The 24,868-nt window shown below is 67.6% G+C and carries 29 protein-coding genes and 1 pseudogene; 7 read left to right on the forward strand and 23 right to left on the reverse strand.

All coding sequences use genetic code 11. The features are described from left to right. The 8 genes and pseudogenes from WA965_RS02690 to WA965_RS02725 all read right to left on the reverse strand — a co-directional run. Positions 1–216: pseudogene (locus WA965_RS02690) on the reverse strand (hypothetical protein); the annotation flags it as partial. A gap of 9 nt (positions 217–225) precedes the next feature. Further along, positions 226–531, reverse strand: a complete 306-nt coding sequence (locus WA965_RS02695) for a type VII secretion target (protein ID WP_526298186.1) — start codon at positions 529–531, stop codon at positions 226–228. Between the two features lie 56 nt (positions 532–587). Beyond that, a complete protein-coding gene (gene glmM, locus WA965_RS02700; protein WP_526298188.1) occupies positions 588–1,925 on the reverse strand; it encodes a phosphoglucosamine mutase in 1,338 nt (445 codons plus the stop codon). A 103-nt stretch (positions 1,926–2,028) separates the two neighbouring features. Next, positions 2,029–2,490, reverse strand: a complete 462-nt coding sequence (locus WA965_RS02705) for a hypothetical protein (RefSeq protein WP_526298190.1) — start codon at positions 2,488–2,490, stop codon at positions 2,029–2,031. Between the two features lie 104 nt (positions 2,491–2,594). Continuing rightward, positions 2,595–2,978, reverse strand: a complete 384-nt coding sequence (locus WA965_RS02710) for a hypothetical protein (protein WP_526298192.1) — start codon at positions 2,976–2,978, stop codon at positions 2,595–2,597. 328 nt (positions 2,979–3,306) lie between these two features. Continuing rightward, positions 3,307–3,792 carry a 30S ribosomal protein S9 gene (rpsI, locus tag WA965_RS02715; RefSeq protein WP_526298194.1) on the reverse strand — a complete coding sequence of 162 codons (486 nt, stop codon included), beginning with the start codon at positions 3,790–3,792 and terminating at the stop codon, positions 3,307–3,309. Positions 3,793–3,806: 14 nt separating this feature from the next. Next, a complete protein-coding gene (gene rplM, locus WA965_RS02720; protein WP_178358841.1) occupies positions 3,807–4,250 on the reverse strand; it encodes a 50S ribosomal protein L13 in 444 nt (147 codons plus the stop codon). A 163-nt stretch (positions 4,251–4,413) separates the two neighbouring features. Beyond that, positions 4,414–5,673: a GAF domain-containing protein gene (locus WA965_RS02725; RefSeq protein WP_526298235.1), complete on the reverse strand. Its 1,260-nt coding sequence runs from the start codon at positions 5,671–5,673 to the stop codon at positions 4,414–4,416. 261 nt (positions 5,674–5,934) lie between these two features. Between WA965_RS02725 and WA965_RS02730 the strand changes: the two genes are divergently transcribed. Continuing rightward, positions 5,935–7,452: a precorrin-2 C(20)-methyltransferase gene (locus tag WA965_RS02730; protein WP_526298196.1), complete on the forward strand. Its 1,518-nt coding sequence runs from the start codon at positions 5,935–5,937 to the stop codon at positions 7,450–7,452. Here WA965_RS02730 and WA965_RS02735 read toward each other — a convergent pair. Genes WA965_RS02735 through WA965_RS02760 form a run of 6 tightly spaced genes read right to left on the reverse strand, consistent with a single transcriptional unit; the run spans position 7,423 to position 12,865 of the window. After that, entirely contained in the window at positions 7,423–7,893 is a 471-nt protein-coding gene (locus WA965_RS02735; RefSeq protein ID WP_526298198.1) for a hypothetical protein, read from the reverse strand. The genes WA965_RS02730 and WA965_RS02735 overlap by 30 nt on opposite strands. Then, the gene (locus WA965_RS02740; protein WP_526447033.1) at positions 7,890–8,252 is read right to left on the reverse strand and encodes a glycerol dehydratase reactivase beta/small subunit family protein; all 363 of its coding nucleotides are present in this window, start codon (positions 8,250–8,252) and stop codon (positions 7,890–7,892) included. The genes WA965_RS02735 and WA965_RS02740 overlap by 4 nt, the downstream gene beginning before the upstream one ends. After that, the gene (locus WA965_RS02745; protein WP_526298202.1) at positions 8,245–10,116 is read right to left on the reverse strand and encodes a diol dehydratase reactivase subunit alpha; all 1,872 of its coding nucleotides are present in this window, start codon (positions 10,114–10,116) and stop codon (positions 8,245–8,247) included. Before WA965_RS02745 ends, WA965_RS02740 begins: the two co-directional genes overlap by 8 nt. Then, on the reverse strand, positions 10,116–10,715 hold the full coding sequence (locus WA965_RS02750) for a propanediol/glycerol family dehydratase medium subunit (RefSeq protein ID WP_526298204.1): 600 nt from the start codon (positions 10,713–10,715) through the stop codon (positions 10,116–10,118). Before WA965_RS02750 ends, WA965_RS02745 begins: the two co-directional genes overlap by 1 nt. Continuing rightward, the gene (locus WA965_RS02755; protein ID WP_526298206.1) at positions 10,712–12,427 is read right to left on the reverse strand and encodes a propanediol/glycerol family dehydratase large subunit; all 1,716 of its coding nucleotides are present in this window, start codon (positions 12,425–12,427) and stop codon (positions 10,712–10,714) included. The genes WA965_RS02750 and WA965_RS02755 overlap by 4 nt, the downstream gene beginning before the upstream one ends. Before the next feature lie 9 nt (positions 12,428–12,436). Then, complete coding sequence (locus WA965_RS02760) at positions 12,437–12,865, reverse strand: diol dehydratase small subunit (protein ID WP_526298208.1); 429 nt, start codon at positions 12,863–12,865, stop codon at positions 12,437–12,439. A gap of 173 nt (positions 12,866–13,038) precedes the next feature. On the opposite strand from WA965_RS02760, the gene WA965_RS02765 reads away from it, so the two are divergent. The 4 genes from WA965_RS02765 (at position 13,039) to cobA (ending at position 16,401) form a co-directional block, all read left to right on the forward strand. Beyond that, a complete protein-coding gene (locus WA965_RS02765; protein ID WP_526298210.1) occupies positions 13,039–13,746 on the forward strand; it encodes a (2Fe-2S)-binding protein in 708 nt (235 codons plus the stop codon). An 83-nt stretch (positions 13,747–13,829) separates the two neighbouring features. After that, positions 13,830–14,618, forward strand: a complete 789-nt coding sequence (locus WA965_RS02770) for a LuxR C-terminal-related transcriptional regulator (protein ID WP_526298211.1) — start codon at positions 13,830–13,832, stop codon at positions 14,616–14,618. Beyond that, the gene (gene bluB / locus WA965_RS02775; RefSeq protein WP_526298213.1) at positions 14,615–15,253 is read left to right on the forward strand and encodes a 5,6-dimethylbenzimidazole synthase; all 639 of its coding nucleotides are present in this window, start codon (positions 14,615–14,617) and stop codon (positions 15,251–15,253) included. Before WA965_RS02770 ends, bluB begins: the two co-directional genes overlap by 4 nt. Further along, the gene (cobA, locus tag WA965_RS02780) at positions 15,250–16,401 is read left to right on the forward strand and encodes a uroporphyrinogen-III C-methyltransferase (RefSeq protein WP_526298215.1); all 1,152 of its coding nucleotides are present in this window, start codon (positions 15,250–15,252) and stop codon (positions 16,399–16,401) included. Before bluB ends, cobA begins: the two co-directional genes overlap by 4 nt. Here the strand turns inward: cobA and WA965_RS02785 are convergent. From WA965_RS02785 to WA965_RS02795, 3 genes are read right to left on the reverse strand one after another with little or no spacing between them, the layout of a single operon-like run. Then, entirely contained in the window at positions 16,373–16,765 is a 393-nt protein-coding gene (locus WA965_RS02785; protein WP_526447035.1) for an OsmC family peroxiredoxin, read from the reverse strand. The genes cobA and WA965_RS02785 overlap by 29 nt on opposite strands. 42 nt (positions 16,766–16,807) lie before the next feature. After that, positions 16,808–17,404: a cob(I)yrinic acid a,c-diamide adenosyltransferase gene (locus WA965_RS02790; protein ID WP_526298219.1), complete on the reverse strand. Its 597-nt coding sequence runs from the start codon at positions 17,402–17,404 to the stop codon at positions 16,808–16,810. A 13-nt stretch (positions 17,405–17,417) separates the two neighbouring features. Next, positions 17,418–18,131, reverse strand: a complete 714-nt coding sequence (locus WA965_RS02795) for an MIP/aquaporin family protein (protein WP_526298221.1) — start codon at positions 18,129–18,131, stop codon at positions 17,418–17,420. A gap of 251 nt (positions 18,132–18,382) precedes the next feature. On the opposite strand from WA965_RS02795, the gene WA965_RS02800 reads away from it, so the two are divergent. Further along, positions 18,383–18,781 carry a heme-binding protein gene (locus WA965_RS02800; RefSeq protein ID WP_526298223.1) on the forward strand — a complete coding sequence of 133 codons (399 nt, stop codon included), beginning with the start codon at positions 18,383–18,385 and terminating at the stop codon, positions 18,779–18,781. Between the two features lie 6 nt (positions 18,782–18,787). On the opposite strand, the gene glpK is transcribed toward WA965_RS02800, so the two are convergent. Both glpK and adh read right to left on the reverse strand, forming a co-directional pair. Continuing rightward, on the reverse strand, positions 18,788–20,305 hold the full coding sequence (gene glpK, locus WA965_RS02805) for a glycerol kinase GlpK (RefSeq protein ID WP_526298225.1): 1,518 nt from the start codon (positions 20,303–20,305) through the stop codon (positions 18,788–18,790). Between the two features lie 47 nt (positions 20,306–20,352). After that, a complete protein-coding gene (gene adh / locus WA965_RS02810; RefSeq protein WP_526298227.1) occupies positions 20,353–21,876 on the reverse strand; it encodes an aldehyde dehydrogenase in 1,524 nt (507 codons plus the stop codon). A gap of 167 nt (positions 21,877–22,043) precedes the next feature. Here adh and WA965_RS02815 point away from each other — a divergent pair, with 167 nt between their 5' ends. Continuing rightward, positions 22,044–22,586: a TetR/AcrR family transcriptional regulator gene (locus WA965_RS02815; protein ID WP_526298236.1), complete on the forward strand. Its 543-nt coding sequence runs from the start codon at positions 22,044–22,046 to the stop codon at positions 22,584–22,586. Here WA965_RS02815 and WA965_RS02820 read toward each other — a convergent pair. The 4 genes from WA965_RS02820 to WA965_RS02835 all read right to left on the reverse strand — a co-directional run. Continuing rightward, positions 22,558–23,475: an alpha/beta hydrolase gene (locus WA965_RS02820; protein WP_526298229.1), complete on the reverse strand. Its 918-nt coding sequence runs from the start codon at positions 23,473–23,475 to the stop codon at positions 22,558–22,560. The two genes, WA965_RS02815 and WA965_RS02820, sit on opposite strands and share 29 nt — an antisense overlap. Positions 23,476–23,648: 173 nt before the next feature. Further along, on the reverse strand, positions 23,649–23,945 hold the full coding sequence (locus WA965_RS02825) for a WXG100 family type VII secretion target (RefSeq protein ID WP_526298231.1): 297 nt from the start codon (positions 23,943–23,945) through the stop codon (positions 23,649–23,651). 12 nt (positions 23,946–23,957) lie between these two features. Continuing rightward, the gene (locus tag WA965_RS02830) at positions 23,958–24,281 is read right to left on the reverse strand and encodes a WXG100 family type VII secretion target (RefSeq protein ID WP_526298238.1); all 324 of its coding nucleotides are present in this window, start codon (positions 24,279–24,281) and stop codon (positions 23,958–23,960) included. A gap of 80 nt (positions 24,282–24,361) precedes the next feature. Next, a partial coding sequence (locus WA965_RS02835) for a type VII secretion-associated protein (RefSeq protein ID WP_526447037.1) occupies positions 24,362–24,868 on the reverse strand: 507 nt, incomplete at its 5' end.

Raw genomic sequence — 24,868 nt, forward strand, 5'->3', positions numbered from 1 at the left:
GCGGGCCGCTGCGTCGAGCGCTGCCCAGTCACCCTGCAGCGCAGCCAGATCCATGCCTCCTTCGGTGCCGTACCAGTCGCGCAGTTGGGTGTCGTGCAGCGTCAGGTCCGGGTGTTGGTAACCGAGACGATGACAGGCCGAGACATATCGCTGCAGGTTGTCGACCGCCGGCATACCATCGGCCAGGCGTGCGGAGACGTCGAACTTCTCGGCCATCGGCGGCGACTACCCCACCCGCGCGGCGGCGCGTGCATCGGCATCCTGATAGCGGTCCGCGGAAACCCGCAGCGCGGCGGCGATGTCGTCGGCCGCGCGCGACCAGCGTCGCAGTGCCGCAACAACATCGTCGACAGCAGTGCGGAGCGTGTCGCCGTGCGGCACGTACGCGCGCCCCGCACGGGCGCCCCCGAAGGCGAGATCACCCAGGTGCGTTCGCACGGCGGCGTCGACGATCAACGCCCCGGTCTCGTATTCGCGCGCGATCTCGCGCACTGCCCCCGCATCGACGCGCGCGGCGCCTGCTTGTCCCATATGAGGTTGGACGCCCGACACGCGCTGTCGGTTCCCGCCGGTTTTCCGCGGCGCGCTCAGCCCTCGGCGCTGACCGACTCCGCGACCCGCACCGCCAGTTGCCGGGCGGTGTCCTCGTCGGCAGCTTCCACCATCACACGAATTAGCTGTTCGGTTCCGGAGGGCCGCAACAGAATTCGGCCGGTATCTCCGAGCTCAGCCTCGGCTTGGGCGACCGCGTCACGCACCGCCGCAGAGGCGGCGACAGTGGACTTGTCGGTGACCTGGACGTTGATGAGCACCTGCGGCAACGTCTGCATGGGTGCGGCGAGGTCGGCGAGGCTGCGACGCGTCTGCGCCATCCGGGACATCAATCGGAGCCCGGTGACGATGCCGTCCCCGGTGGTGCCGAACGCCGGCATCACCAGGTGCCCGGACTGCTCGCCGCCGATCGAGTACGGACCGGCCCGGAGTTCCTCGAGAACGTAGCGGTCCCCGACGCCGGTGGTGCGGACCTCGATGCCGGCGGAGCGCATCGCCAGATGCAACCCGAGGTTGCTCATGACGGTGGCCACCAGGGTGTCCGCGGCCAACTCCCCTGCCTCGTGCATGGCCAGCGCCAACACCACCATGATCGCGTCACCGTCGATGACACGACCGTGACCGTCGACGGCGAGACAGCGGTCGGCATCACCGTCGTGCGCCAGACCCAGGTCGGCACCGTAGGACACCACCGCCGATCGCAGCGTCTCCATGTGTGTGGAGCCGCACCCGTCGTTGATGTTCAGCCCGTCGGGACCGGCATGGATGGCGATGACGTTGGCGCCTGCCGCCCGGTAGGCGCGCGGCGCCGCCACCGACGCGGCCCCGTGGGCGCAGTCGACCACGACGGTGAGATCGTCGAGGCGGGTTCCGGCGGCCTTGCCGGCGTGCCGCAGGTACCGTTCCAGCGCATCGTCGGCCGTGACGACCCGCCCGATACCCGCGCCGACAGGACGGGCACCGGGACCCTGGCGTACCAGTTCCTCGATGCGGTCCTCGGTGTCGTCGTCGAGCTTGTGCCCGCCCGGGCCGAAGATCTTGATGCCATTGTCGGGCATCGGGTTGTGCGAAGCGGAGATCATCACCCCGAAGTCGGCGTCGTAGGCGCTGGTCAGATACGCCACCGCGGGCGTGGGCAGTACCCCCACCCGCAGCGCGTCCACACCCTCGCTGGCCACACCGGCGATCACGGCCGCCTCGAGCATCTCGCCGCTGGCACGCGGATCACGACCGACCACAGCAACCCGGCGACGGGTCTCGCCGCTTCTCAGCAGCCGACGGGCCGCCGCCGCACCAAGCGCCATCGCGAGTTCCGCGGTGAGCTCCTGGTTGGCGACTCCGCGCACCCCGTCGGTGCCGAACAGTCGAGCCATGCTGACAACCTCTCACACATAGTGGTTTGAGGGCCAACCGCAGCTCATGGCGTTCGTGCCGCCGCCGAATCGATACCCGGACGAGACCGGCACAGACGGCTCATCAGCCGCCTTCGGTGTTGAACGGCTCGTCGGCTGCGCCCTCACCCGGAACGGCCGGAACCGGCGCGCCCTCGTCACCCGCGGGAGCTTCCTCCGCGCCGGGAACAGCCGGGGTCTCTGCTTCCACCGTCGACTCGGCCGGCAACGACGCCGTCGGCGTGCTCGCGTTCTGGATGATCGACACGTTTGCGCACACCTCTTGCGACGCGCCGTCGGTATCGGCCAGCTGCGCAAGCCCGAGGATCGCCGCCGGATCGCCTGCACAGGCCTCGGCAGCGGCTGTGGCGGCAGTCTCGAGGGCCACGCTGTCCTGCGCGGTCGCACCGTCGACGAGCACCGTCACCAGACCGTCCGGCCCGGGCGGCGGCTCATCGGGCTGCGCCATCGCGGTACCCAGGCCTGCCGTCATCAGTAGCGTGCCGCCCAGGAATGCGCCCGCTGCGGTCTTATTGATCAAGCTCATCGATTTCTCCCTTCGATTGCTTGCGTCGGGTACCCACCTGAAGCGCCCTTTCAACGCCTCACCGCCCGCACCCTGGATTGGATGCGGGCGGTGAGGGGTCGTGCTTAGCCGCCGTCGCTGGGCGCGGTGGTGGTCTCCGGCGTGCCGGTCTCGGCCGCCTCCGGCTCGCTCTCCGGCGAGCTCACGTTCTGGGTGAGCAGCAGGTCGCCGCCCGGGAGGCCCTCGCATACCGTCTGGTTGACGCCTTCGTTGTCCACCTGCAGCGCGAGCGCGTTGACATCCTCCGGCGCGCTGGCACAGAGGGTGCCTGCGATGGTGGCCGCCGCATCGACGGGCACGGCCTCGAGGATCGTCACATCGCTGACGGTGATACCGACCAGGCCGTCGGGATCCGCGGTCTCCATCGGCTGTGCGTTGGCGACTCCTGCGGTGAAGAACAGTGCGCCACCGAAGGCGGCGCCTGCTGCGATGCTCTTGATGAAGTTCATGAATCACTCCTCTCAGTCACAGAGCCGCGGCCGGTTGTCTGGGCGAGCTGACTGACTCGCACCGGAGGCAGAAGGGTCTGCCGACGCCACGTGGGACGCCCGGACTCTCGTTCCGACGGTGTCGTAACGGCGAGACGAAACTCAAGTCGCTGCGGGAGGATTCACCAGGTGCTTGCCGATGACTAAGTAACTGCCCCCGCAACACCCCAGGGCACGCGACTGTCGGCCTTTACCGGATCTGCGGTGTGTGACAGCACACAGTGGGCCGAAACGACAGACGCCCGGCCACTCGCGATGCGAGCAGGCCGGGCGCCGTGACGTGTTTCGATCAGCGCTTGCTGTACTGCGGCGCCTTGCGGGCCTTCTTCAGCCCGTACTTCTTGCGCTCGATGGCGCGCGGGTCGCGGGTGAGGAACCCGGCCTTCTTGAGGGCGGGCCGATCCTCGGGCTGCACGAGGATGAGCGCCCGGGCAATGGCCAGACGCAGTGCGCCGGCCTGGCCGGACGGACCGCCGCCGTTGAGGTGGGCGTGCACATCGAAGCTGTCGAGCCGATCAACGGTCACGAACGGGGCCTTGATGAGCTGCTGGTGCACCTTGTTGGGGAAGTAGGCCTCCAGCGAGCGGCCGTCGAGATGAAACTGGCCGGTGCCGGGCACCAGGCGCACGCGCACCACGGCCTCCTTGCGGCGGCCGACGGTCTGGATCGGACGATCCATGATGATCGGCTCACGCACGGGGGCTTCGGCTTCGGCGGCGACCTCGGTGGCAGCCGTCTCGGCGGGCGCGACGCTCTCGCCGATCTCAGCGGTCATTTCGGAAGACTCGGTCACTGGGCCACCTGCTTGATCTCGAACGGAACCGGCTGCTGAGCGGTGTGCGGATGCTCTGCACCGACGTACACCTTCAGCTTCTTCTGGATCTGACGGCCGAGCTTGGTGTGCGGGATCATGCCGACGATCGCGTTCTCGACGACGCGGTCCGCGTGCTTGCCCATCTCGTCACCGAGCGCGCGCTTGCGCAGCCCGCCGGGAAAACCCGAGTGCCGGTAGAGGAACTTCTTCTTGAGCTTGTCGCCACTGATGGAGACTTTTTCCGCGTTGATGACGATGACGAAGTCACCGCCGTCGACGTTGGGCGTGTATGTCGGCTTGTGCTTGCCGCGCAGCAGCTTGGCTGCTTCGACGGCGAGCCGGCCGAGCACCACGTCGGTGGCGTCGATGACGTACCACGTACGCGTGGTGTCACCCGCCTTCGGCGTGTATGTGGGCACAGCGTTACCTTCTTCTCTTCTCGGGTTGATCCCCGGTGTCCCGGGTGCCGGTCAAGCGTGGGCTGCGAACTGCCTCGGCGACCGACGGAGACCCGAGGTTCCGGCAAGCCAGCACACGCCAACGAGCGAGCCTACCCGCCGGCGTCGCCGCAGGTCAAAACGCTCAGCCGAGATCCAGGTCCAGGCCGAGCAGATGTCCGCTGGCCTGCGCCCTGCTCACGGATCCGGCCTGCGCGAGATCGTGCAGAATCCGCCAGCCCTCACGGTCGTCACGTCCTTCGGGCAGCTCCAGCCAGCGCCGCAACAGGCCGACGTCGCACGTCGCGAGCACGGCACCCCGCATGCTGGCGCTCAACTCCGCGCGGATCCGGCCGATCGCGGGCGACATCGACTGCGGCAGCAGCGCACCGGCGTAGCTGCTCAGCGCCGATTCCACGTCTCCGGCCTTCAGATGACCGAACACCGCGCCCAGGTCGCTGTCGACAGGCTGCATCAGCCGGTACGGCCGGGACACCACCACCGCGGGATTGATGACCCGCCGTAGCCGCGACATCTCCGCACGCACCGTCACCACGTCCAGATCCTTGTCATCGAGCAGCAGGGCCAGGTGATCGGCGGTCAGCCCCTCGGGATGGCGGTGCAGCAGCACCAGGATGTCGGCGTGGCGGGGGGTGAGCGACGCCGTGCGCAGGCAGCCGTTCTGGTCGGTGAACTGCCACCGGGGCCGCTGCGCACCGAGCACCCGCAGTTGCGCCTGTCCCGCCGAGGTTGCACTGTCGGCGGGGGCGGTCACCCTCAGCAGGGCGAGGTGATTCTCGACCGCAACCGCCGTGGCGCGCACCAGGGCAAGAGTCTGCGGAGTGGCGACGTCGGCGCCGCCGGTGAGGTCGATCGCGCCGAGAAGGACCCCGGTCGTCGGATCGTGAACAGGTACGGCACTGCAACTCCACGGCTGCACGATCCGGGAGAAGTGCTCCGAGCTGCGGATCTGAAGCTCACGGTCGAGTGCCAGCGCGGTGCCCGGGGCGTTGGTGCCCGCACTGCCCTCACTCCAGTCGGCGCCGGGAACGAAGTCCATCGCCTCGGCTTTGCGGACCGCTCTGGGATCACCCTCGACCCACAACACGGTGCCGTCCGCGGCGGTGACGGCGACGAGAACGCCGGCGTCGATCGCGTCGTCGACGAGCAACCGCCGGATCACCGGAAGGGCCGCGGCCAACGGATGTGTCTCGCGCATCCGCGCCAGGCTGAGCGTCATCGCCGACGACAATGCACCGTCGCGATCCGGATCGACACCGGTGGCGAGGCTGCGCCGCCAACTCTCGGCCACCACGGGCCTGATCGGCGCGGAGTCGAGATAGGACGCGTCGACCTGCCCCGCGATGAAGAGCTCGTGCAACGCACGCACAGCCGACGTACCCATACGGGTCGACGCCCGACTGGTGACAGGCTTCGACGAACCCACCGGCGATCACACTCCTCGCGCAGCCGATCTTGGCTTCAGGACAACCGGGCCACTGCGTGTTCTACGCCACACTAGCCGAAGAAACTGAGTGTTCGGCCCCGCAAACCGGCGGCTGCCGGTGCCCGCCCGACCTAGTCAACGGATGGGGTTTCCGGTGGGGATCGGGCTTCGTCGCGCGAGGCGCCGAGAGACGAGCGTTGCCCCGTCTACGGTGACCCGGTGGACAGCCAGCACAACCCCGCCGGAAAGCTCTGGGCGGTCGGTCTCGGCCCCGGCGACAGTGAGCTGGTGACGTTCAAAGCGGCCAGGGCCATCGGCGCAGCAGACGTCATCGCCTTCCACTGCGCCGGGCACGGCCGCAGTGTCGCGCTCGCGGTGGCAGAACCCTTTCTGCGCGACGGTCAGATCCACGAGCGACTGACGTACCCGGTGACCACCGGAGCGACAGCGCACCCCGCCGGCTACCGCGGCGCCATCGACGAGTTCTATGCGAATTCCAGTCAGCGGTTGGCCCGACACCTTCGCGCGGGCCGCAACGTCGCTCTCCTGGCGGAGGGTGATCCGCTGTTCTACAGCTCGTACATGCACATGCACAAACGCCTCTGCGCCGAATTCGACACCGAGATCATCCCAGGCGTGACCTCGGTGAGTGCGTCGGCGACGGCCACGGGGATCCCGTTGGTCGAGGGCGAGGAGACCTTGACCGTCCTGGCCGCGACGATGCCGTCCGACGAACTGGTCCGTCGACTGCGCGACAGCGACGCGGTCGCGATCATGAAACTCGGCCGGACGTTCCCGAAGGTGCTGGCGGCCCTGGAAGACGCCGGGCTCGCCGACCGGGCCTGGTTTGTCGAGCGCGCGTCGACACCGGCGCAACGGGTCATGCCGGTGCGCGACGTCGACCCCGACTCGGTGCCCTACTTCTCGATGGTCATCGTCCCGGGCCCGCTCAACAACCCGGCCCCCACGCCTGCTGAACCGGCCGTGGGTGAGGTGGTCGTCGTCGGACTGGGCCCCGGCAGCGGGCGATGGACGACGCCGGAGGTGCAGTGCGAGCTGTCCCGCGCCACCGATCTTGTCGGCTACAAGACCTACCTGGCCCGGATCCTGCCACGCCCGGGGCAACGGCTGCACGCCAGCGACAACCAGGTCGAATCCGAACGTGCCTGCATGGCATTGGATCTGGCAAAAAGAGGCGCCAGGGTCGCTGTGGTCAGCTCGGGAGACCCCGGTGTCTTCGCGATGGCGGCGGCCGTGGTCGAGGTCGCCGCCGAACCCGCGTTCAGCGATGTGCCTGTTCGGGTGGTGCCCGGGGTCACCGCCGCCAACGCCGTCGCCGCGGCCGTCGGCGCCCCGCTGGGACACGACTACGCGGTGATCTCGCTGTCGGACCGCCTGAAGAGCTGGGAGGTGATCGAGCGCAGGCTGCACGCCGCCATCGACGCCGACCTGGTGATCGCGATCTACAACCCGGGCTCGAAGAGCCGGGACTGGCAGGTCAACACACTCAGAGACATTCTGCTGCAACGCCTTCCCGCGGACCGCCCGGTGATCGTCGGGCGCGACGTCGGTGGACCCGAACAGCGCGTCACCGTGACGACGGCCGCGGGATTCGACCCCGCGACGGTGGACATGCGGACCCTGCTCATCATCGGATCGTCGACGACGACGGTGGTTCAACGCGCTGCCGGGCAGGCGGTCTTCACCTCACGCCGGTACGTCAGTCCGGCCCTCTGATTCGTCACTTCCGGCACACGGTTCCTCGGCCTCGGATGCCAGGTCGAGGTTGAGTTCGGCGAGTTCGATCATGCTGCGCCAGAACTCCGTGCGGTCGATCCGGGCCCGGTTGATCACCACCGCCCGCCACCGCGCGATGAACGGTTCGAAATGCCGATGTTCGTCCAGCAACTCGGTGGTCTCCGTGACCAGCGCGCACGGCACCGGTTCCTCGGGGTTCAGCGACCGCCACAGCCGCGCGGTGACCCGGATCCGGCGCCGATGCTCGATCAGCGCGGACAGCAGCCACCTGATCGCGCGACGTTCTTCATCGGTGATCCAGGCGGCTTCCCCGCAGCTGTTGAGCAGGGCCTGCTGGGCCTTGGCCGAGTCGTTGAGTTCACCGAAGACCCGGACCGCGTCACCGCGCATCCGGGCACCGGCCTCCTGCTGGTGGCTCACGACAACTGGCTCGTCCGCAGCGGGATGCCGACCACGATGCGGGCAGCGTTGTGGCCCAGGGTGCGGGCGGCCACCGGGTCTGCGGGCTCGTCGGTGGACAATCCGTCCGGCGGCCGGGCCAGCTTCTGATGCTGCACCGACACCCGACCGTCGTCGTCGATGCCGACCCCGACGTTGAGCGACGACCGGCCCGCGGCCAGCCGGCCCAGCGTGTTCGCGTCCCCGCCGGCCGCCGGCCGCTCCACGACGAACGGCACACCCTCCTCCTCGATCCCGGCGAGCACCTCGTTCTCGACGGGACCGGCCGAGCAGCTGAGCACCAGGATGGCCGGCTTCTCGGGCTGGCCTCCGTCAAGCATGGGCACCGACGCCGGTCACCGAGCCGGTAGCCGTCACATGGTTCGCGACGAGGCCCGAAGCCACCGCGTTGCGGGGCCCTTCGGTGCCGCGGACGTTTCCGGTGCCGCAGACGATCCCGAACGGCGCCACCGCGTCGGCGATGAGCTCGGGAATCTCGAAGTCCAGGGCGCTGCCGCCGAGCAACACCACAAAACCGATCTGCCGTAGATCGCCGCCCGGGGCGATGGCGCGCAGCGCCCGAAGCGTGTTGACGACGAAGACCCGCTCCTTGGCGGTGCGACGAACCGTCCTGATCCGCTCGAGAGAGTGGCGGGTGGGTATCGGGTTCATCCCGAACTCGCCCAGGGCGACCACCCGCGCGAAGGCCGTCGACGGCAACGGTGTGTCGAAGAACTGCACCGTGCCGTTCTCCAGCCGGATGTGAAAGAAGCTCTCTGCCTTGCCCAGTGGGCAGCGCTTGATCTCTTCTGCCAGCTCCAGGTTGTCCAGGCCCAGCTCGGCGTCGATCAGCTTGGTCACCAGGTCACCCGCGCCGGCGAGATGGGTGGCGTCGATGCGGTCGTCGACGCCGATCACCGCGGCGTCGGTGGAGCCGCCGCCGAGATCGAGAACGACCAGGGGCTTGTCGGTGCCCGGGGTGGTGAGCGCACCGAGCACCGCCATCTCCGCCTCGACACCTCCGACGACGACGTCGACGCGCGTTGCCCCGGCGTGGCGCAGCTCGGCGGCCACCGCATCTGCGACGGCCTGCATCCCGCTCTCCTTGGTGCGGACCATGGCCGCCAGCGCGACCGCGTTCTCCAGCGCGACCTCGCCCGCGACACCACCCCGCACCGCTTGCGGCACCACGGTGTCGATCGCCAGCAGGTCCTGGATGTGGACGTCGGCCAGCGCGTGCTCGGTCAGGTCGGCCATGCTCTGGCGCACGGTGGAGATCATGCCACCGGTGTTGGTGCCCGATTCGCCGACGACGTCGGTCAGTGGGCTGACCCGCTGCACCTCGGCCATGATGTCGGCGGCGCCCCGGGAGACGTCCACCGTGGCGCGCTTCGTCGCACCGATCAACTCCAGCGAGCCTGCCGGAATGGCGCGGTCCTCGACGTCGCCGGACGGGGTCCGCACGACGACGGCCGATCGGTTGCCCGTCAATGCGCGCGCGACGGGTGAGACGACCTTGGTCTGGTCGGGGTCCAGACCGAAGATGGTCGCCAGGCCATAGGCGTTCGACAACGTGCGGATGGACTGACCGGGTCCGGCCACCTCGACGGCGGCCACCATGCCCACCGGGACCAGATCGATCTTCGACACCTCGTCGATGATAGGGATCTTCGTCGTCAGCCGGTTGGCAACCAACACGGCGTCGTCGTTGCCCAGGATCGCCCCGGTGACGTCGACCCCGCGATCGACGCAGGTGTTGATCGTCCGGGCGGTGACGTCGAAGTCGACCCCTTCGGGCACCAGCACGATCACCGGCACCCCGGGAGCGTGTTGCGACAACGATTCGAACTCGACGATGGTGCCGACGCCCAGCCCACGGCCGCCCGGGGTTCGCGGATCGTGACCGATCATGGTCGACTCGGTGATGATCGTCTCGGTGATGGTCTCCATGGCCAGCCCGCTGATCACCGGCGTGGCCTCGTTGAGCAGGATCAGGTCCAGATCGGCCAACGGGATGCCCGCGCCCTCCAGTGCCCACGTCACCGATTTAGCGACGCCGTCGACGTTCTTGACGGTGCCCTTGATCCCCGTCGTGCGGGTCAACGCCGCCCCGACGTACTCGACCGTGCCCTCAGGACCGATCGTCGCGAGACTCGCCTCGGTGGTGGAGTTGCCGATGTCGACCCCGACAACCGTTCGATTCACTACTGACCGATCATCTCCGTGGAGAACTCCGGTGTCACCTCGACCGGGCGTGCCCCTTTGCGGACCAGTTCGGTCTCCTTGAGGTGCAGCAGCGCCGCCTTGGCCTGCCAGCGTGGCCGCGCCATCTGGTCATTCAGCGTCGGAACCGGTTCCGGGGATTCGCCTTTGGCGTACTGCGCGGCATTGGCACCGATGTTGCGGTACGTCTCGAGTGTCAGGAGAGGACACTGCGGGAACAGTTCCAGACTGGAAAGCCGCGGCAGGTCCCGCTGATGGATCATCGAGGTGCCGCGGGCCAGGATCCCGATCCCGATGCCCGATCCCGAGAGCTTCGCCGCGGTGTGCGCCATCAGCGCGAGGTCGGAACTGCTCTGGATGCGGATGATCCGGGCACTCACCTCCTGCTCCTCGATGCCGGCCAGGATCTGGCGGATCACCTCGGCGAGCGGCAGACCGATGATCGTCTGGGTGAACAGACTGCCGAAAGCAGGCGAAATCGCTATCACCACCTCGTCGGGCCGCTGGCCACGTTCGGCCGGACCGACCTCGTTGAACGAGATCGTGCGCTCCCCTGCCTGCAGGTCGGTTGCCACGGTCATTCCACCTCCTGTTCGGGGTTCGATGCGCTCGTCACGTGGCGCAGCTTCTTCATTTCTTCCCAACGTGCGCCGGTGGGCCGGTAACCGGTCCCGGGGCCGGCGTAGTCGTTGGCGTCGTTGACCGCCGACAGTGGCACCAGCGACGGTGTCATGATCGCCGCAGTCTGCAGCAGGTCTCCTGAAACCCGCTGCTGCAGAACCGCCAACAGGTTCTCCGCCATGTCCGTGAACCCGGTGCCCTCCAGGGCCTTCACCAGATCCAGGCCGGTGATGTTGCGATCCATCACCTGCTGCGCTCCCTTGAGATCCTCGAGAACGTCGCGCGGGATGAGCTCGCGACTGCCGTTGGCGTACACCGCGGCATCGATCTCGGCGTCGCTGATCGGCGGCAGGTCCAGGTACCGGAACACCGCCTGCAGGGCCTTGGCGGCGCGGGTGCGGACCGCGAGGATGTCGGACTCCTTCACATGGCGAAGCCCGCCGTCGATCTGCAGGTCCCGCTGAATGGTGTTGAAGTCGTCGAAGTCGTCGCTGTCGACATTGGATCCGGCAAACATGTTGTCGTAGTTGGGAACCGCTGAGTATCCGGAACACACGAAGTCGGTCCCGGGCATCATCTGCGGCATCAACCTCGCGGTCCGCCGCATCGCCGAATGTGAGAACGACTGGTCGTTGCCCGAGGCGCACTCGAGGTCCACCGCCGAGGCGATGAGGTTCTCGGCGGCGACCGCCCGGATGCCCGCAGGCACCGCTCCCGGCACACCGATGCACGAGATCGAACCGTTCTGCAGGCCCTGCACGCCGGCGCCCTTGGCGATCAGGATGCACCGAATCTCCAGGTAGAGCATGGATTTACCCTGCGCATTGCCCATCTGCACCTCGGAACCGGTGCCGGAGGTGAAGCGCATCTTGATGCCCCGCGACGCGTACGCCGCGGCCAGGAATGCCTTCGACCAGGGTGTGTCGTCACCGTCGACGAAGACCGGCTCGGTGCCGTACACCGAGATGGTCTCCGCGTAGCCGGTGATGCCGCGCATGCCGAGATCGAGCTCGGTCGCCTCCTCCAGCGCGCACTGTGTCATCGGGCCGCCGGGATTGACCTGGCTGCCGATCTGCTGCGCCATGGCCACCAGCGGTGCGTAGCGCACCACACCCAAAGTCGTTTCCACTTCCGAGAATCCGCGGATCGCGGCTTCTGCGGCCTCGCAGGCCACCTGCAGCGGATTGTCCCGTGCACTGGTGCAGTGGGCCTGGTTGGCCGGGGTGCGCCGGGCACGCATCTTCTGCATGCCCATCATGATCTCGACGATGTTCAGATTCTTCGCCACCGCGAGCAGCTTCGCCGGTGTCAGGCCGTTGGTGACGGCGATGACCTCCTGGCGCGTCACCCCCGGGTCGACCAGCATGCGGGCGATCTCCTGCGCCGGCAGGGCCATCGACTCCTCGGTGGTCGCGGCATCGATCGCCTTGTCGGCGATGAACTGGTCGATGAAATCGAAGTCGGCGCGCGCGACTCCGTCCATCTCGACGACCACACCGTTCTCGACCCGGACACTGGGCTCGGGGTCGAACTCGCTGTCCATCGCGACCATGCCGACCTCGGGCCACTCCTCGACAAAACCGTCGAGGTTGACCGGGCGGTCCTCGAGCACGTCGGTGCGAGCGGAATGGCGTACGTCGGCGCCGGCTTTCTGAATTGCCTCAGCAGTCATCGTCGTCTCCTATTCGCTCGTCGCCAGGATGTCGCGGCGCTCGTACACATCGGCCGCCTCACGTACCAGATCCGCCAGGAAGGTCGCGTTGTAGCGGGTCTGAAGCTCGTCGGCGATCGCGTCCAGTTCCGCCTTGGTCGATGCGTTCGGCCGCAGCGCGTTGTAGATCTCCAGCACCCGTTCATCGCTGATCGCGGTCATCTCGGCGGCGCGGTGCAGGTTGGCACCCAACTGCTTCCTGCCGTCCTTCTCCGCGATCTGCGCCTGGAGTCGCAGCGTGTCCGGGGTGATCCGCAGATCGGTGGGCTGGATCTCGCCGGACACGACGGCGTCCATGGTGATGTCGTCGATGGACTTCCCTGACGGGGTGAACAGCAGATCCCTCCGACGGATGCTCAGCGGGTAATCCACCGCGGGATCGAGGGTCGGTTGCGTCATGCACTTCTCCGTAGGGTGAGAGCGACGGGTGATCGTGGACCAATTGTGGCTCGTGTCACGTTGCAGCAACGTTGCAGCGATCCCCGGGGCCCCCAACCCCCCGAGCCCCGCCCTTCGGTGAGGAATTGCCCCAGATCAGACCGTTCGGATCCGCCGCGGTTAGCGTGAGAGTCATGGACCCGGCGGACCGCGAGGCGCTTGCGGCGAAGACCGCCGAAATCGGTGAGTACTTCGCGCTTCCGGAGGCGGTGGGTGATGACTGGCGTGCCCTGCCGCGGTTGTTCGACGACGCGACCGTGGGCGATCATGTCATCCGCACGCGAGCGGCGATCGCCGCGTCGACGCAGTGTGACCCCGACGAGATCCCTCTGCGGCTGGCGGCGTCGTCGTTTCAGCTGGGCGTCACAGCGCGACTGCTCTCCCCGGCGGTCGGCGCCGCAAGCTGTTTCGGTGCGGTCCCGTCACTGGATTGTCAGTCACTGCGGTGGCGACCCACTTCGACACACTTTCCGCAGTTCGCCGTCGCCGATGCCGACTGGTTCGAGGCGCCGACACCTCGGGGCGCGGCCGATCTGATCGCCGGATCACTGCTCACCGGGGTACTCGCCCCACTGAACGACACGCTGCACACTCTGACTTCGCTGTCGCCGCAGGTGACTTGGGGCAACGTGATCTCGGCCGCCAACGGCGCGGTGACGGTCCTGTCGATGTCGCGACCGCACCATGAGGGCGCCGGCCGCGCCCTGGTGAGGGCGCTCGCGGACACCGGACCACTGGCCGGAACCGCCAGCTTCACCGACGGCAGATTCGTCCGGCGAAGCTGCTGCCTGTTCTATCAGGCGCCCGGGTCCGGTCTCTGCGGGGACTGTGTGCTCGGGTAAGGAGGGTTCCGGCCGCGTTGCAACGTTGGTGCAACGAAACCCGCGATAACATTCGCCCCGCTGACGGCAGGACGGAGTCAATCATGGGTTGGCCACAAACGCGGCCACAGACGCGCTACGCGCCTAGCCGCATCGGTCTACGTGGGGCGGAAGCCGCCCTGCCACGCGGAATCACCGATGGCGGAGGAACTTTCACCGAGGCTGCGCGGCTGCGCACGGTGTTCGTGATGAACGACGAGCTACTCTGCCACGGGCTGATGCACGTGGTGTCGCAGGCTCGCGGCGTCGAATTCGTCGGCGACCTACGGCACGGGCCGGGGCTGATCGACCGTCTCCGCGCGTTGCGACCGGAACTTCTTGTGCTCGGCGTCGACGCCGGGTCACCGCTTTCGGCTCTGCTGGCGGAGCTCAACCCGGTGCCCAAGGTCGTCGTGATCGTCGACGGTGATGACGCCTCGAATCATCCCCTGGAGTTGATCAAGGCGGGCGCGGACGCCCTGGTCAATCGGAGGTCACCGTCGAACGAGCTGCTCAACACAGTCCTGCGGGTGATCAACGGCCAATCGGCGCTCGATGCGCACAGCGTCAATGCGCTTGTCGCACAGATTCGTTCGCAACGCACCGAGGCTTCGACCGACTATTCGCGGATCTTGACGCGGCGCGAGCGGGAAGTGCTGGGTTTGTTGACCGAGGGACTGGACAACAGGGCGATCGCGACCACGTTGTTCATCTCGGAGGCGACGGTGAAGTTCCACCTGCACAACATCATGGACAAGTTCGGAGTGCGCAGGCGGGCCGCCCTGGTCGCCGCGGCGCTGCGCGGTGACGGCGCGGGATCGACCGGATATCTGTCGGCTGTCCGGCAGCGATGACCTCAGCCGGGTTGTACGACGTCATCGGTCGTCGGCGCGACGTGCGGGCCGAGTTCACGGGCGCTCCGATCGACCCGGAGGCACTCGACCGAATTCTGGGGGCGGCGCATACCGCACCCAGCGTGGGCATGAGCCAACCATGGGACTTCGTGCTCGTCCGGGATGAACGGACCAGGAAGACCTTTCACGCTCATGTCCTCGGCGAGCGCAGGGCGTTCCAGGACTCGTTGGACGGCGAGCGTGCGCAGACCTTCACCACGATCAAGATCGAGGGCATCCTCGAATCCACGGTCGGCATCGTCGTGACCTACGACCCCACCCGAGCGGGCCCCGCGGTACTGGGCAGGCACACCAATCCCGACGCCGGCCTGTACTCCGTGTGCCTGGCGATCGAGAACCTGTGGCTGGCGGCCACCGCCGAGGGACTCGGCGTCGGCTGGGTGTCGTTCTTCAGAGAGCCGTTTCTGCGAGAACTGCTCGGGATTCCGGCGACAATCAGACCGATCGCGTGGCTGTGCGTCGGCCCGGTGACCTCATTGCAGGCGACTCCCGACCTCGAACGGCACGGCTGGCGCAGTCCGGCGCCGCTGTCGAGCGTCGTGCACTACGAGCACTACGACAGCGCGCGCGCATGACGGCCGAATCGACGATATCGGTGGATCTGCCGGTCGCCGGCCGCCGAGTCACCGTGGTCGGCTCCTCCGGCCGGGCGATGACCGCGACCGGATCCTTGATCAGCGCGGGGGCGGTGGTGACGGTGGTGTCCCCGGAACCGGGGGCCTACCTGTCGGACCTGGCCGACCGGGGATTGATCACGATCTGCCGCCGGGCGTTCACCCCGGCTGATATCGGCTTGGCTGCACTGGTTTTCGCGTGCACCGGTAGCCCGGGCGGGGATGCCGCGATCACCGTCGCAGCGGGCGAACGCGGTGTTCTGTGCATCAGCGACAACCCGCCGGATGCGGCGCCGCCGTCGCGGTTCGGCCACGCGCACACCGGCGTCGGACGGGTGACCCTGGTCGGGGGCGGCCCCGGCCATCCGGGGTTGTTGACCGTCGCCGGCCGGGACGCCATCGCCGCCGCCGACGTCATCGTCACCGACCGACTCGCGCCGGTGGCCGCACTCACCGAGATCGCGCCGCTGGCCCAGATCATCGATGTCTCGAAGATCCCCGGTGGTCGCCGCACCGAGCAGTTCCGGATCAACGCCCTGCTGATCGACCATGCGCTGGCGGGCGCAACAGTGGTGCGCCTCAAGGGCGGTGACGGGTTCGTGTTCGGTCGCGGCGGCGAGGAGGTCGACGAGTGTGTGCGTGCGGGTGTCCCCGTGCAGGTGATTCCCGGCGTGAGTTCGGCGATCGCGGCACCGGCCTCGGCGATGATCCCCGCCACCCACCGGGGCCTCACCCAGGGTTTCACGGTGATCTCCGGACACGTTCCACCCGACCATCCGCAGTCGGCGGTGAACTACGAGGCGCTGGCGCAGGCCAACACGACGATCATCCTGATGATGGCCGTCGCCAACCTCGACGCGATCACCCGCGCGCTGATCAGCGGCGGAATGGATGCCGACACACCCGCTGCGGTCATCGCCGACGGCAGCCTACCCAGCCAGCGTGAGGTCCGGGGCAGCCTCGACACGATCGCCGGCGCCGCCCACAGGGCCGGCATCGGACCCCCGGCGACGACAGTGATCGGTGCGGTGGCCGGCTTTGTTCCCGGCTGTGCCTCCCACCACCCTGATCGGGCGTCGGTCAGATGCTCAGTGCCGCATCGACGCTGACCGGCACGGTCGACAGCGCGCGGCCGATCGGGCACACCGACGATGCGGTGCGGGCGGTCTCGACGAACTCCTCGTCGGATCGACGTAGGCCGCGGGCGCGTACGAGCAGGCTGATCTCGGTGATCCCGAAGTCCACCTCGGGTCCGCCCTGAGTGACGACTGCCTCCACATGGAGTGTGAGGTTCTCCTCCGGACCCGGGTCGAGCAGCGCCGACAGTTGCATGGCATAACACGACGCGTACGACGCCGCCAGCAGTTCCTCCGGTGATGTCGTGGTGGCCTGGTCCGCGGCACGGGTGGCCAATGAATAGTCGAAGGTTCCCTGCCCGGACGACGCCAGCACGATCGTGCCGGTACCGGCCATCAGAGAGCCCTGCCAGTCAACGGTTGAAACTCGGCTGCTCATCTACTGTCCCGTCTCTTCGTCCGCGGAGGTCCGACGGTCCCCGCCTGGCCGCCAGAGCACATCGCCGTCCGTGTTCTCGTGGCGCGCAAGGATGAACAGCAGATCCGACAGCCGGTTCAAGTATCGCAGCGCGCAGTCGTTGACCACAGCCGTTTCCGCCAGACACCACGCGCTGCGTTCGGCCCGCCGGGCGACCGTGCGGGCGTGGTGTAGATGAGCGGCGGCCAGCGTGCCGCCGGGCAGGATGAAGCTGGTGAGCTTGGGCAGCGTGGCATTGAACTCGTCACACCATGATTCGAGTTGCGCGACTTGCTCTTCCGTGACGCGCAGGGGTTCGTACTCGTTGACCTCGGCAACAGGTGTGCACAGATCGGCACCCACGTCGAACAGGTCGTTCTGAATGATGTCGAGGACCTCGACCACGCGACCGCCGATGCCACCGGAGGAGATGGCAATCCCGATCACGGCGTTGGTCTCGTCGCAGTCCGCGTAGGCGCCGACCCGCACGTCGGTTTTGGCCACCCGCGACATGTCGCCCAGCGCGGTGGTACCCGCGTCCCCGGTGCGGGTGTAGATCCGCGTCAGATGGACGGCCATGTGTGACCACCCGTCATAACGGCAACACCAGCGCCAATCCCGCAGCCAGCCCGGCGCCGATCAGCGGTCCGACGATCGGCACCCAGGAGTACCCCCAGTTGGGTCCGGCTTTGCCTCTGATCGGCAGCAGCGCGTAGGCGATCCGGGGCCCGAGGTCGCGAGCCGGATTGATGGCGTATCCGGTCGGCCCGCCGAGCGCGAAGCCGATCGTGATCACCACGAAGGCCACCGCGGCGAAGCCGAGTGCCGAGTTCTCCTCAGGATTCAGCAGGACCCAGATCACCAGCACGAACGTGGCGATCGCCTCGGTCACCAGATTCCACGGGGTGTTCGGGATCGCCGGGGAGGTGCAGAAGATTCCGCGGGTGCCCGAGTTGTCATCCATCTTGTCGAATTGCAGTTTGAACGCGGCCCAGGCCAGTGAGGCACCGACAAAGGCTCCGACCAACTGGCCACCCCAGTACACGGGGACCGATGACCACGGAACGCCGTCGGAGATGGCGACCGCGAACGTCACCGCCGGATTGATGTGTCCTCCCGACGGTGCCGCGATGCTCGCGCCGGCGAACACGCCGAAGCCCCACCCCAGCACGATGACCACCCAGTCGCCCCCGCCGCCGTGGGAGAACGAGTTCTTCAGGACAACCGAGGCCACCGAGCCGCTGCCGAGAAGGCACAGAACGGCCGTACCCAGGAACTCCCACACGAAGATGTCGACATTCGACACTGACCACAACCTCTCTTGATCCGGGCAGGACTCCACCTGATCTGCACTACAAGTGTTTTCGCTTGTGAACCGGCCGTGGGCTGTAATGGGTACCTTCCGGCCGGTTACTGTCCAGAAGGCGAGCTTTTGGTTAGGGTCTGCGTGCCCCGGGTCCGCAGCGGGCACTATCATCGTCCCCGGCAGACCATCGCCGTCGAATCCGGCTCACGCAGCCAAACACACTGTCGGAAAACCTATTCGGAGGTTCTACCATGAGCGCCATCAGCCTGTCTGCCGCCTCGGCGGTCATCGACGCCGCGACCGCGAAGGCCGTTGAGATCGGTCAACCGATGAACGTCGCCGTGGTCGACGACGGTGGCCACCTGGTGGCCTTCGTCCGCATGGACGGAGCGATCAAGGCGAGCATCGACATCTCGATTCGCAAGGCGCGCACGTCGATTCTGATGAACGCCCCCACCTGCGACCTGATGGCACTGGTGCAACCCGGCGCCGAGCTGTACGGCCTGGAACAGACCTCGGGCGGGATGGTGATCTTCGGCGGCGGGATCCCCTTGACCGTGGACGGCGTCGTGATCGGCGCCATCGGGGTCAGCGCAGGCAGCGTCGAGCAGGATGTGTCTGTCGCCGAGGCCGGCGTCGCGGCCCTCTAGATCGAGCTACGAAACGTCGACCCAATCCAGGGTGCGCTGCACTGCCTTCTGCCAGCCCGCGTAGCCTTCGGCCCGCTGCTCCTCGGACCAGTTGGGCGTCCAGCGTTTGTCTTCCTGCCAGTTCGCCCGCAGCTCGTCGGGGTCCGACCAGAAGCCGACCGCCAGCCCGGCCGCATAGGCCGCGCCGAGCGCAGTCGTCTCTGCCACAACGGGTTTGACCACATCGACTCCGACGACGTCGGCCTGGATCTGCATGCACAGGTCATTGGCGGTGATGCCGCCGTCGACTTTGAGCACCTCCAGGTGCACACCGGAATCGGCTTCCATCGCGTCGACGACATCGCGGCTCTGATAGCAGATCGCCTCCAGCGTCGCCCGGGCCAGGTGCGCATTGGTGTTGAACCGGGACAACCCGACGATCGCACCGCGGGCATCGGAGCGCCAGTACGGCGCGAACAGGCCGGAGAACGCCGGGACGAAGTACACCCCGCCGTTGTCCTCGACCTGCCGGGCCAGCGCCTCGCTCTGCGCAGCCCCGCTGATGATGCCCAGTTGATCACGGAGCCACTGCACCGCCGATCCGGTGACGGCAATCGAACCCTCGAGGGCGTAAACGGGTTTCGCGTCACCGAACTGATAGCAGACCGTGGTCAGCAGTCCGTTCTCCGACCGGACGATCTTCTCGCCGGTGTTCAGCAGCAGGAAGTTGCCGGTGCCGTAGGTGTTCTTGGCCTCGCCGGGAGACAGACAGACCTGGCCGACCATGGCTGCCTGCTGGTCGCCGAGGATGCCCGTCACCGCAACCTCGCCGCCCAGCGGTCCGGTCGCCAACGTCATTCCATAAGGCTCCGGCGAGGACGACGGCGCGATACGCGGCAGCATCTGGCGGGGGATGTCGAAGAACGACAACAGTTCGTCGTCCCAGTCCAGCGTCTCGAGATCCATCAACATGGTGCGGCTGGCGTTGGTGACATCGGTGACGTGCACGCCACCGCGCGGGCCACCGGTCAGATTCCACACCACCCAGGTGTCACTGTTGCCGAAGATCGCGTCGCCCTTCTCGGCGGCCTCCCGGACACCGTCGACGTTCTCCAGGATCCACTGCACCTTGCCCGCGGAGAAGTAGGTGGCGGGCGGTAGGCCCGCTTTCCTCCGGATGACATCGCCTCTGCCGTCACGGTCCAGCGCCGAGGCGATCCGGTCGGTACGGGTGTCCTGCCAGACGATGGCGTTGTAGTACGGCCGTCCGGTGCGTTTGTTCCACACCAGTGCCGTCTCGCGCTGGTTGGTGATGCCCAGCGCCGCAAGATCACTCGGCTGCAGGTTGGTGCTGTTGAGCACCGAGGTCAGCACCGAAGAGGTGCGCTCCCAGATCTCGACCGGACTGTGCTCGACCCACCCCGCCTGGGGAAGGATCTGTTCGTGTTCGAGTTGATGCCGGCCGACCTCCGCACCCGCGTGGTCAAAGACCATCGCGCGAGTGCTGGTGGTGCCCTGATCGATGGAAACGACAAAATCAGCCACGCTGCTCCTTCATCTGAGTTCCTGGGTGCCCGGGGTTGGAGCGCTTGTCAGAAGAACCCCTGGGCCTTGTCGCTGTAGCTCACCAGCAGGTTCTTGGTCTGCTGGTAGTGGTCGAGCATCATCTTGTGGTTCTCCCGGCCGATGCCGGACTGCTTGTATCCACCGAACGCGGCGTGCGCGGGGTACTGGTGGTAGCAGTTCGTCCACACCCGGCCGGCCTTGATGTCGCGGCCCGCCCGGTAGGCGGTGTTGCCGTCACGGCTCCACACGCCGGCACCCAGTCCGTAGAGGGTGTCGTTGGCGATGTTCATCGCGTCGTCGTAGTCGGTGAACGAGGTGACGGCGACGACCGGACCGAAGATCTCCTCCTGGAAGACCCGCATCTTGTTGTTGCCCGTGAAAATCGTTGGGGCGACGTAGTATCCGCCGTTGAGGTCCCCGCCGAGCTGGGCACGCTCGCCGCCGGTCACCACATTGGCGCCCTCGCTCTTGCCGATCTCGATGTAGGACAGGATCTTCTCGAGCTGATCGTTGGACGCCTGCGCACCGATCATCGTCTCGGTGTCCAGCGGATCACCCTGGCGAACCGCCTTCGTGCGGATCGCGGCCAGTGCCAGGAACTCGTCGTAGATGTCGGCCTGGATCAGCGAGCGTGACGGGCAGGTGCACACCTCACCCTGGTTGAGGGCGAACATCGTGAAGCCTTCGAGCGCCTTGTCCTGATAGTTGTCGGCGGCGGCCATCACGTCGTTGAAGAAGATGTTCGGGCTCTTGCCACCCAGTTCCAGTGTCACCGGGATCAGGTTCTGCGACGCGTACTGCATGATCAGCCGGCCGGTGGTGGTCTCGCCGGTGAACGCGATCTTGGCGATGCGGTTGCTCGATGCCAGCGGCTTACCGGCCTCGACGCCGAACCCGTTGACCACGTTGAGCACACCTGCGGGCAGCAGGTCTCCGATGACCTCGAGCAGATAGAGGATGGAGGCGGGGGTCTGCTCGGCGGGCTTGAGCACGATGGCGTTGCCCGCGGCCAGCGCCGGGGCCAGCTTCCAGACGGCCATCAGGATCGGGAAGTTCCACGGGATGATCTGGCCGACCACACCGAGCGGCTCGTGGAAGTGGTAGGCGACGGTGTCGTCGTCGATCTCCGACAGCGACCCCTCCTGCGCGCGGATCGCCCCGGCGAAGTACCGGAAGTGGTCCACGGCCAGCGGGATGTCGGCGTTGAGGGTTTCGCGGATCGGCTTGCCGTTGTCCCACGACTCGGCCAGCGCGATCGATTCGAGGTTCTCCTCGATGCGGTCGGCGATCTTGTTCAGCATCACCGCCCGCTCGGCCACCGCGGTCTTGCCCCACCCGGGAGCCGCGGCGTGGGCGGCGTCGAGAGCCTTCTCGACGTCGGACTCGTCGGACCGGGGGATCTCGCAGAACGTCTGACCGGTGATGGGGGTCGGGTTCTCGAAGTAGCGACCGGCTGTCGGCGGCACCCACTGGCCACCGATGAAGTTCTCGTAGCGGGGCTTGAACGACATCAACGAGCCGTCGGCGCCGGGGCGTGCGTACACAGTCATGGTCAGTCTCCTGGTCTTCGTCAGCGTCTCTGCTCGGCACACACCTGTGTGTCGTGTGTCACTGAACCTACGCGCGCAACCGTTGCACCACGGTTGCATTGTTGGGCAGACTTGACCCGATCGACCCGAATCGGCGCAAACCCCGCCAGCAGCGGTCCCGGGAAACCGTGAACACGCTGGTGGAGGCCGCCGCGCAGATCTTCTCGCGCGAGGGTCTCACCGCCACCACCAACCGCATCGCCGAGCGGGCCGGACTGTCGATCGGCACGCTCTACCAGTACTTCCCCGACAAGGCCGCGCTGCTGCACGCGGTGGCCGAACGGCACCTACGTGAGGCGGATCGCCGGCTGACAGCGGTCTTCGCGCAGCTACGTCAGGACGCCGCCCCGTTCGAGGCGACGATGCGCACGATGCTCGAGGCGATCGTCGGGCTGCACGGCGACCGGCCCACGCTGCACGCCCTGCTGCACCGGGTGGTGCCGCTGGACTCCGCCGAACTCGACGAGTTGCGCGCCTTCGAGGCCCGGATCTGCGACGAGGTGGCGTTCCATCTGAAGCGGTGTGACCGCGGCGGCGACGACGTCGAGGTGACGGCCGAGATGCTGGTTCACACGATCGACGCGCAACTGCACCGTGTCATGACGCGCCACGGGTTTGATGTCGAGGCGCTGATGGACACCGTCAACCGGCTTGCGCCGCCACCCGGGTGAGCAGCGTCCGCATCGCGTCACGGCACTGGGCCAGACCGGGCTCCTCGATCGGGAAGTGACCGCAGTTCTCCAGCATGACGAGGTCGGTCGGTGCTGAAATTCGCTGCAGGAAGCGGATACTGAGCTCCGGCGGGGTCCAGTTGTCGGCCGCGGGGGCGACGAGGGTGACCGGCGCGGAGTCGAACGACTCCGGCGCGGTGTGGCGGTAGTCCATCCAGCTGGACAGGAAGCCCAGTGGAACGCTGACACCCCCGCCGCGTGGGTCCGAGGCACACAGCGTGGACAACCGCGGGTCGGAGCTCATGTTCATCATGTCGGCCATCCAGCGGATCGGCAGCCGTACCCCACTGAGGACGGGGCCGGTCACCCGGAGCAGCGCAGGCGCGGGCCTGCCCATCCACGCGTACCGGGTGGCGGCGGCGCGGGCTTGCGGATCGGACAGGTCGAGCAGACACGTCGCCACCACCGCGGCGATCTGCCCGGTACGGGCTGCGACCTCATATGCGAGCATGCCGCCCATGCTGGCGCCGAACAGGATCAGCGGCCGCGGATCGGTGGCACGTTCGGTGCGCACCAGGTCGCACAGCAGGTCCACCCAGTCGTCGTAGCGGACGCGTGACGGGTGGGGTTCGACCGTGTCGCCGTAGAGCGGCATGTCAGGGGCGAGCACCTCCACACCCTCGGCTGCCACGACGGCCGCCACGGGCCAGAGCGCGCCGCTGTAGCCACCGCCGCCGTGGATCACCATGACACGCACCGTGGCATCCGGGACGACAGCACGGGCGATGTGCACGTTGCGGCCCCGCCATGGCCACCACGTGCTGGTCGGCGGCATCATGTTCGTGGTGTATGTGGTGGGCAGGAACGCCGCATAGGTCCGGAAGTCCATCTCTACATCCTCAAACCGGCCCCGAGCGTTGACAACTCGCGTTTCGGCGCGCGTTTGCGCAGTTCAGCCCGATCGGATCGGCCCCTGCTCAGGTTCCGCTCCGGTTGCACTGTGCGGCCCCCGATCGGCTCTCCTCCTTTCGGGGGCCGCACAGAACTCGGGCGGGGCGTGTCTCAGACGCCCCAGGCGTTGGCGGCACTGCGATCGGTGGCGGCCACCTCGTCGGCGCCGTCGCGGACTGCGTTGCCCAGGCTGAACAGGATGTCGTTGAGCGCCGCGGCCGCCTGTTCCCAGCGGGCCTGCTCGAAGCGGTACGCCTCGGACGCCTCCCGGGTCCAGGTCGCCTGCAGCGGGGCGATCTGGGCGCGGAGGTCGTCGAGGGCCGCGTTGAGCCGGCCCGACGTCGAGTGGATCTCCTGCCGGACGGTGTACTCGATCTCGCCGAAGTCATAGGACAGCGTCGGGTTCATCGCTGATTCTCCTCAGAGGCTGCCGGCGACGGAACCGATGCGCTGCGAGTGGCTGTCCGTCGCCTCCCGCAGCAGGCGTTCGTTGGCCCGGATGGTCTCGGCGATGCGCTGCAGCGCCGCGTGCAGTTTCAGCGATTCACCGTTCCAGCGCTCCACGACGTCGCGGAAGCGCGCCGCGGCCGCGCCGCCCCACACCGAAGGCGGCACGCTGCTCATCCGTCCGATGAACGACTGAAGCATCGCCCGGATCTCCTCGTTGCGGGCGTCGGTCTTTCCGGCCACCGCGACCATCAGGTCGAAGTCGGTGGTGAGCGCGGAACCCGAGGGTCCTGGCATCGTCATCGCGGTCCTTTCGTGTCGTGGAAAGCGTCTACAGAGTTGGACGCGGCGGGAAGCCGTTCGGTTCCATCGCCGATTCAGCGCACCACATGTGCCGACCGGACTGCGTGCACGCAGGCGTCGTCGATGGTTTCCACGGCCAGCGGGCGCTGACATCCGACGGCGATGCGGACCGCACCGTCGATCACCACCGCCCAGGTGGTCTCGCTGCCCGCGCGCAGTTCGCGATAGCTCACTGCGGGCCTGCCTCCGATGCGGGCAGCGGGGTCGAAGTCGGTGAACACCCCCGCCCGTTCGGCTTCGAACGCGCGTCGTAGTGATTCGGCGACCTCGACGAGCGTGTCCGGCGACGCACCGGTGGACTGGGTGACGTGAATCGCGGTCGAGTCGCCGGTGGGCGCCGACACCCGAAGACGCGCCGACCCCGGACCCGACGTGATGCGCTCGACCGCCCAGTCGGCGGGCACCCGGAGACCGACCCGACCCTCCACCAGCAGCGCGCTCGAGGGAACGGCGGCAGGCTGACCGGACAGTAGCTGCGCCGCCCAGCCACCGACCACCGCCGCCACCGACACCGCGGCACC

Source organism: Mycobacterium sp. (assembly GCF_049683935.1).
GTDB lineage: Bacteria > Actinomycetota > Actinomycetes > Mycobacteriales > Mycobacteriaceae > Mycobacterium.

Excerpts from the sequence above, each read along its gene's own strand:
- WA965_RS02695 (WP_526298186.1), bottom strand. The coding sequence starts at position 531 with ATGGGACAAGCAGGCGCCGCGCGCGTCGATGCGGGGGCAGTGCGCGAG.
- glmM (WP_526298188.1), bottom strand. The coding sequence starts at position 1,925 with ATGGCTCGACTGTTCGGCACCGACGGGGTGCGCGGAGTCGCCAACCAG.
- WA965_RS02705 (WP_526298190.1), bottom strand. The coding sequence starts at position 2,490 with ATGAGCTTGATCAATAAGACCGCAGCGGGCGCATTCCTGGGCGGCACG.
- WA965_RS02710 (WP_526298192.1), bottom strand. The coding sequence starts at position 2,978 with ATGAACTTCATCAAGAGCATCGCAGCAGGCGCCGCCTTCGGTGGCGCA.
- rpsI (WP_526298194.1), bottom strand. The coding sequence starts at position 3,792 with ATGACCGCTGAGATCGGCGAGAGCGTCGCGCCCGCCGAGACGGCTGCC.
- WA965_RS02725 (WP_526298235.1), bottom strand. The coding sequence starts at position 5,673 with ATGGGTACGTCGGCTGTGCGTGCGTTGCACGAGCTCTTCATCGCGGGG.
- WA965_RS02740 (WP_526447033.1), bottom strand. The coding sequence starts at position 8,252 with ATGCTTGACGGAGGCCAGCCCGAGAAGCCGGCCATCCTGGTGCTCAGC.
- WA965_RS02750 (WP_526298204.1), bottom strand. The coding sequence starts at position 10,715 with ATGACCGTGGCAACCGACCTGCAGGCAGGGGAGCGCACGATCTCGTTC.
- WA965_RS02755 (WP_526298206.1), bottom strand. The coding sequence starts at position 12,427 with ATGACTGCTGAGGCAATTCAGAAAGCCGGCGCCGACGTACGCCATTCC.
- WA965_RS02760 (WP_526298208.1), bottom strand. The coding sequence starts at position 12,865 with ATGACGCAACCGACCCTCGATCCCGCGGTGGATTACCCGCTGAGCATC.
- WA965_RS02765 (WP_526298210.1), top strand. The coding sequence starts at position 13,039 with ATGGACCCGGCGGACCGCGAGGCGCTTGCGGCGAAGACCGCCGAAATC.
- WA965_RS02770 (WP_526298211.1), top strand. The coding sequence starts at position 13,830 with ATGGGTTGGCCACAAACGCGGCCACAGACGCGCTACGCGCCTAGCCGC.
- bluB (WP_526298213.1), top strand. The coding sequence starts at position 14,615 with ATGACCTCAGCCGGGTTGTACGACGTCATCGGTCGTCGGCGCGACGTG.
- cobA (WP_526298215.1), top strand. The coding sequence starts at position 15,250 with ATGACGGCCGAATCGACGATATCGGTGGATCTGCCGGTCGCCGGCCGC.
- WA965_RS02785 (WP_526447035.1), bottom strand. The coding sequence starts at position 16,765 with ATGGCCGGTACCGGCACGATCGTGCTGGCGTCGTCCGGGCAGGGAACC.
- WA965_RS02790 (WP_526298219.1), bottom strand. The coding sequence starts at position 17,404 with ATGGCCGTCCATCTGACGCGGATCTACACCCGCACCGGGGACGCGGGT.
- WA965_RS02800 (WP_526298223.1), top strand. The coding sequence starts at position 18,383 with ATGAGCGCCATCAGCCTGTCTGCCGCCTCGGCGGTCATCGACGCCGCG.
- adh (WP_526298227.1), bottom strand. The coding sequence starts at position 21,876 with ATGACTGTGTACGCACGCCCCGGCGCCGACGGCTCGTTGATGTCGTTC.
- WA965_RS02820 (WP_526298229.1), bottom strand. The coding sequence starts at position 23,475 with ATGGACTTCCGGACCTATGCGGCGTTCCTGCCCACCACATACACCACG.
- WA965_RS02825 (WP_526298231.1), bottom strand. The coding sequence starts at position 23,945 with ATGAACCCGACGCTGTCCTATGACTTCGGCGAGATCGAGTACACCGTC.
- WA965_RS02830 (WP_526298238.1), bottom strand. The coding sequence starts at position 24,281 with ATGCCAGGACCCTCGGGTTCCGCGCTCACCACCGACTTCGACCTGATG.